The organism is Rhodopirellula maiorica SM1 (assembly GCF_000346295.1).
Lineage (GTDB): Bacteria > Planctomycetota > Planctomycetia > Pirellulales > Pirellulaceae > Novipirellula > Novipirellula maiorica.
Genome location: NZ_ANOG01000076.1, coordinates 1 through 7,596 on the forward strand (window position 1 = coordinate 1; position 7,596 = coordinate 7,596).

The 7,596-nt window shown below is 53.8% G+C and carries 1 protein-coding gene; it reads right to left on the reverse strand.

What is annotated here, in order from left to right:
• Nucleotides 1-7,596, reverse strand: a 7,596-nt coding sequence (locus RMSM_RS36300) for a putative Ig domain-containing protein (RefSeq protein ID WP_008690958.1), incomplete at both ends; no start/stop codon positions are given.

A 7,596-nucleotide genomic window follows, 5' to 3' on the forward strand; every position in this document is an offset into this window, starting at 1 on the left:
GGATCCATTAATCGTCATTCCGCGATCGAGCGAGACTTGATCGAGTGCGTAGGTAATCGTGTCACCTGGATTTGGATCAACAGCATCGGCATCGTAGCTGACGGCATCACCCATTTGGATGGACTGTGTTGGTGGTGACGTGATGAACTGAGGTGGTGCATTTTCAAGAACCGGTAGCGTGAATTGCTGGCCGTCGTTTGCACCCATCGGATCAGTGGCATAAACCTTCACCACAAACGAGCCGGCGACCGTCGGTGTCCATGTAATCAGCCCGGTGCTGGAGTTGATGGCCAGATCGCCCATTGCCGCGGTCGGAACGGCGCTGGTGTCGAGCGAATAGGTAAGCGTGTCGCCTTCGGGATCGGTCGCTTTGACTTGATAGCTCCAGGCAAGGTGTCGGGAAGCCGGTCCGGTCGGCTGGCTGGTAATTTCGGGGGCTTGGTTGGGACGGACTGGTGCTGCGACGGTGACCGAAAACGACTGGGTGATGGCGGAGTTGATGCCATCACTCGCCGCGACTGTGACCGCATAAGTACCGACAGAATCTGGGGTCCAAGATACCAACCCTGTCGTGGGATGGATGGTCATTCCGACGGGTGATGATGACAATGAATAGGTGAGAGCATCGCCATCGGCGTCGACCGCACGAGCTGCGTATCGATAGAGTTCACCGGCGCGGACGACGGAAGGTGCGGCGGATACAAAAACGGGAGCCACATTGGAGGTTATCGGAGGATCGACGGCATTGACCGTAAACGATTGGGTAGCCGAAGCACCATGGGGATCGGTTACTTTGACTTCAAAGGATTGCGACGTTTCACTTGGTGCAGTCCACGTCAGGGTTCCCGTGGTGGAATTGAAGCTGATTTCGGCGGACGTTGCAGGGGACAACAACTCGTAGGTGAGCGTGCTAACCGAGTCATTCGTATCACTTGCGACAATGGTGTAGTTCCACGGCGAATCAACCATGGCTGGGCCGCTTGGTTTCGAAATGATCGCAGGAGCCACATTGCTGCGACCGACCGTCACGGTAAACGACTGGGTGGCGGTTCCACCATTACCATCATCGGCCGTCACCGAGACCGGGAAGTCGCCGGTCGTGGTCGGTTGCCACTGGATGCGGCCAGTGGCTGAGTTGATTGAGAGCCCGGCAGTGACCGAGGCAGAATCGAGTGCGTAGGTGAGCGTGTCATCATCGGCATCAGTCGCTTTGGCAACATAGGTCCACAATTGTCCAACGAGTACAGGACCTTGAGGTTGGCTGACAAATACTGGCGATTCATTGCTGCCGCCGGTGCTGGGCGGCGCGATCGATCCGAGCGTGAAGGTTTGGGGCGTTGTACCATCCGTATCGGTGGCGGAAAGCGTGACTATGATTGTCAAATCCGCATCGGTTGGTGTCCACGTGAGAGTGCGAGTGGTCGAATTGAAGCTAACCGATTCGGTGCCATTAGAACTACTCACAGCATCCAGTGCGTAAGTAATCGCATCACCTTGACTATCAATCGCGGCTAAGGTGTAATTCCAAGCCTGGTTTGAAACAGCAGGTCCCACGGGCGACGAGGTGATCCTCGGCGGCGTACCGGGCGGTGATACGATATCAAGAGTAAAGCTCTGTGTTCGTGTGCCGTCGATCCCGTCGGATACTTCAATGTCAAAATCGACGCTACTGGCACTGTCTGGCGTGAAGCTTAGCAAGCCGGTCTGTGGATCAATCGAGGCACCCGCAACCGGTTCGGCAAGTGCGTAGGTGAGGGGGTCACCGTTGGGGTCAAACGCTACGACTTGGTATTGGTAGGTGTTTCCACGAACTGCGGGACCTGTGGGGACGCTGGTGATTTCCGGTAGTGCTCCGACGCGAGATGACAACGCCGTGGCCGTGAAGGACTGGACCGTGCTTTCGTTGTCTTCATCGGTGACGACGATTCGGAATGTTTCGCTGCCCGGATTGGTAGGGTGCCAAGACAGCACGTTTCCGGTCAGTGTCACTTCGCTGTTGGAGGATGGTAATTCCAGTGCGAAGGTCAATTCGTTGTCATCACCATCTGGGTCATTCGCAAAAATGGTATAAGACCAAGCACTGGGGCTGCCCGCGTAGATTGGGCCTTGCGGAGAGGACGTGATCTGAGGCGGAAAACTTTCGACGACCGGTGCGATCACTGGCAAGACAAAGACTTGGGTGACACGACTTTCTCCATCGCTAAGGGAAAGCGTCACGGGATAGTCACCTTCGGCGGCAGGTGTCCAGTTGAGCGTGTATCCAGTGGAGGCATTGCCACTGAGAGTCATTCCGCGTGCTACCGACGTGGAGTCGAGTGTCAACGTCAAATCGTCAGCATCACCATCAGACACGTCGATCGCATACGAATACACTTCTCCAACATAGCCTGGAATTGGCGGTACGGTGTCGAATTGTGGCGGAGTGTTATTTCGAACCGCAAGCGTGAAGGATTGGGTTCGGCTGCCGTCACGATCATCCGACGCGGTAACATTAAGCGTGTAGTCGCCGACCGCGGTGGGGGTCCAAGTCACCGCGCCCGTTGTCGAATGAATAACGATGCCGCGTGCAAGCGATTCGTTATCGAGTGAGTAGGTTACCGAATCGCCGTCTGGGTCGGTCGCACTGGCATTGTATGTCCACGCAACGCCCACGGAAGCCGGCCCATGAGGCTGCGACGTAAATACAGGGGCGCTATTTTCCGCGACCGTTAGAAATACCTGGAACGGTTGAAGTGCGACGCCACCGTTGCCATCATCCACACGCAGAGTGACGTCAACATAAAAATTCTCGTCCTCTGCTGGATTCCAAGCCAGCGAGCCGGTTGCAGGGTCAATCGTCATCCCACGCGGACCGTAGGCCAGCGAATACGTCAATTCATCGCCATCGGCATCGAAGGCAGTCGGACGATACTGATAGGTGTTGCCCATCACTGCGGTCGTGATAGGCACCGATTGGAAGACGGGTTTGGCATTGCCGCCGGTCTTGGTGACAAAAGCAAAATCCAAGCCGCTGACTGTTTGGCCGCCGCTGAGTGTGCCGGTATGAACGCGAGTCGTCGGAACATTTAACGCCCAATCGGGTTGCTTGACGATTCCGATCGTGTATTCACCAATCGGCACGTTGGTGAACGAGTACTGCCCACTAGCGTTCGTCACCGCGTTGGTTTCGCCCGACTCCGGCTTGTTGTTGCGATTTGCATCCAGATAAACTGTCCATCCTGATAATGCGGGTTCACCACCATCGCGAATCCCATCGGCGTCTTGATCGTCGAAGACCGTTCCGCTGAGAGTTCCTGGCGTGGCATTGATCCACGCCAGATCACAAGTTTGCTCGTCGAACCAACCGTGCCCATCGTCAACACGTACGGTGACTTCGGTGGTGCCGGAGGTTCCTGATGTGGGAGTCCAATTGATGCTGCCTGTTTCCGCATCGATTGTCATCCCCGATGGAGCACTGGACAACGTGTACGCCAAGTCATCATCATCTGGATCGATGGCAACAAGGCCGTAGTGATACGCCACGCCGGCGGTCGCTGTGGTGATAGGGTCGGACAGGATATGCGGAGCCGAGTTGCCCTGGGCTGGCAGAACGCGGATCATAAAGGACTGTTCTGTGATGCCGCCGGCGCCCGAATCGTCAGCTTCGATCGTGATCAGATGGGTGCCAACTTGCGAGGCCGTTGGTGTCCAAGTGAGTTGTCCGCTGCGGTCGCCAGTGGATGCAACAGCGAGCCCCGCCACTGCGGTGGCCAGACTTAATGTGACTGTGTCGAAATCGGGATCAGAGACTGCGACATCGGCTTGGTACTCAGTGCCCACATAGGCCGTGGTTACGGGAACCGAGGTGAAAACAGGTGGCCGATTACCGGTCGATGCTTCGACGGACAACACAAATGATTGAAGTGTGCGAGCACCACGCCCATCGTCTGCTTGGATGGTGAGATTATGATTGCCGACATCGCCAGTGCTCGGATTCCAAGTGAGTGCTCCCGTTTGAGAATCGAGTGTGATGCCGGAGGGACCGGCAACAAGTGAATATTCGATTTCATCCTGATCTGCGTCGAAGGCAGTGACCGGATAGGAATACGGTGTTCCTGAGGTCACTGAAACAGGCGGGCTGCTGACAAACTCGGGGGCACGATTGAGTTGTCCTAATAGTACCAATTCATAGGTGAACGTTTCCCGGTTAGGATTGTCAAACTGAAGAATGCCCCGAAGAGTGGATTCACCGGGCTCTAGCGTATCACCGGTGACAAAAGAGCTAAAGTCAAAGTACGGAATCCCATCGGCGGTGATGCCTGCATATCCAGACGGAAACACCGTGGCCGAACTGATATTTTTCACACCCACTAGCAGTGGGTTATTGATGGCGTAGGTGCCCGAATTGGTGATCGAAAGCTCGGCATACAACTTGTTTGTTCGGAAGTCGAACGAAGTGATACCATAGTCGGCGTCGATAGTTGAGACATCGGACAGCGTGGACAAGTTGATTGGTCCACGAGACCTAGCAAAGATATCGAGCGTGAGAGTGGTGGTCGCTTGATTGCCAAGTGCGTCGATCGCCGTAAACGAATAAACCTGGTTTGCGGCTTCTACCGAGGTGGAGACGAAGAATTTACCATCGGCGTCTAATGCATCGACGGGCACTCCATCCATGTATACGGCGACGACAGGAACGCTGGGATCGGCGGCAGTCGCTTTTCCCGTGATCAGTATGCCCGATCCTGGCGTGTAGTCCGTAAACGGGGCAGGAGAGAGAATCTCGATGGCGGGTGCCGCCGCAATCCAAGTCTTCTCGGCAGTGGCAGTCAGGGAGCTAAACGTAGCCACGATTGAATCATCGCCAACATTGGTGCCTGTATAGAAAAACTCGGCTACCCCGAATGCGTTGGTAAAGGTCGATCCGGTGATAGAGTTGGCTCCAGAGACGACGAAGTCGACACGAACTCCTGCGATGCCGACACCATTGGCATCCTTGATGGTGGCTGAAACCGACTGCATCGAATTGACATACGCCGTTTGCTCCGGCGGAGTGAGGGCGAGCGTTTGTACGTCGGCGATGCGAGCAAGAGCAAGCCCACCGGGGTAACCATAGGAATCATCTGTGTTAAATCCATAGGTGTAAACGCCAAAGGGTGCGTCTGCTGATAAATGGTGCGATCCAGTAGTAACCGGAATGCTCGCACCCGAGTACCCCGTCATCCCAACTTGTTCAAAAGCAATCCCGGCATCGAGTGGCTGCCCATCTAATCTCAAGCTCGCGATCGCATCAGATGGAATTACAATGTTTAGAAAATTGTCGACAAATTGAGTCGAACTGTACCCTGTTGATGTGGCATTTACCGGAGTGCCAACCGTGTAGTTATCCAAGAACTGCTCTGTCGGAGCTATCATCATCATAAAAGGATCGCCGAGCGCGCCATCAAATGAGCTCCCGTGTGAATGCTGCGCCACCAAGATTGGCTGGCTACTTTCGATATGACTCACTGTCGTAAAAATGTCTTCATAGATTTCACCTGCGTCCAAGGTCGCGACAACGGTTCCATTGACTTGAATTACCGTGTCATCTTCGGAGGCAATCACACGAAACGTGTCCCCGTTTTGCCGGGCCGCTAAGGGGACTGAAATAAAGTCTTTCCCCCAAGTCGATGTAGGTGTCAATTGCTCGACGACGTAATCGCAATACGTTACGCCCTCGGGAATGTTGGCACACTCATGACCCGCGAACACTGCAACCGGTGCGTCAGCCTGCACGATCGAGCCGGAAAGATCCGCTGGGTAATCTGAGTTTCGCAGTTGATAAGTTTGGCCTGCATCCAGCTCGATCTGGTAAGAAACACCAGCTTGCCTGGCTCCCACTTGCGCTGTTGGGGTAATAGTGACTAACGTATTGTCCTCAGAAGCTACGATTGCGAACTGCGTACCGGCACCGATCCCCGAATTCTTCCAGCCGAGCACAACATATTTATCATCGAGAATGTCAACGGGCAGTCCTAGGTAAGCGTCCGACGTATAAGTAACCAAATTGAGCCCATAAACTGCGATCTCAACATCGGCAGTAATATGAATCCCTTTGTTTTCGATTTGGTCAATTGCAGTCCCTAAGTCAGCACCTTGAGGCAATGAGATCGCAGTGATTTGGTTTGCTTTAACTTCGAATGTAGTGGAAAAGCTGAGTCCTAGAATTTCAACATTTCCGATCGCATCGTCAGGCCCTGTTAAGAACAAGATCAAGTCTTGTTGATCGCCGGTTTGATAATTTGCCGGAAAAGTTAGCCAAAATTCGTCCCCTAGATTGTCTTTCGCACCCGAGAAACCATCATCGTCCATGATCGAACCGACGCCCGTACCATTCTCAACGATACTGTTGGTAGCGTCAGTAAGCACGAGTGAAAAGCGTTCACGACGTTCCGGTACCAAGTCGCCTATCACTGAAACCGTGACCGTCTGCGACAGTGGGTCGTTTGGGTAGAAAGTCAGTGTCCCGCTGGTGCTGATGTAGTCCTCACCCGCAAGAGCCGAATCGTCCTCCGTGGAATAGTTAACGGTGACTGGACTGGAATAGCCGCCATCCAGAGACACCGTGAACACGAAATCAGTGACCCCACTATTGCCCTCGTTCAACTTGACGTTGCTCACGGAAATCGATGGAAGACGAAATCCAAACGTGAAATCGTTACCTGTCCCACCTTCGTAACTAAAGGGTTGATTGATACCCGCGATGCCAGTGACATCACCTTCGTCGACATTGCTGAACTGACCGACGATGGCGTCGCTGCCGTCATTGTCAATCAAGTGAATCATGTTTGGCGGTGAGATCAAATAAGTGGTATCTAGGAAAAAGTCGCCATCCAGCGTAACCTTCCCTTTTACGGCCAATGAGTCGGCCTGATGGTTTGGCTGACTGGTTGCGTCCAGGTATAGCGAACCAGAAGACGTTTGTGTGAAATCACCATCGACGCTCAGCACTCCTAGTCCAGGTGCGAGTGTCATCTGTCCTTGATTGATCAAATCAGTACCAATCAAGCCAATACCTGATAGCGAACCTGCCTGGATGATCGCATCGCCAGTCGCGGTCAGTTGGCCACCATTGATCGTCGTGCTTCCTGCAGTCTGCGTATAGGAAATGCGAGTGTCCACAGTCCCACCGCTGCCACTCCCGCTGCCACTTCCTCCGCCATAGGGATCACCTCCATAAGGATCTCCACCATAAGGATCACTGGAAAGCTCGCCAGAGTAGCCGCTGATATTCAGTTCGCTTTGATACTCGATGATCACATCACCACTGGTCTCAAACTGCTTCTGCAGAACTAGCTTCCCAGAATTGATCGCTAAAGTTCCCTGGTTTTGAATCTCAGGGGCGACCTGAGTTGTGAGTGTGGTTTGGTTGGTAATTGTTCCTAAGTTTTCAATAATTGGCGGATGGGTGATAACACTCTCGTAGGTAAACGGGTCCGTAGTGCTAGCCGCACCGGTTGAGAGATAGCGAGTCCCTGCTCCACCGCCCGAAGTACTATTGGTAATCGTGAGTGTGCCGCTGGTTTCGTTGACGAATTTGATAATTCCCGCATCGTCGCCCAAGCCACCGCTTCCACT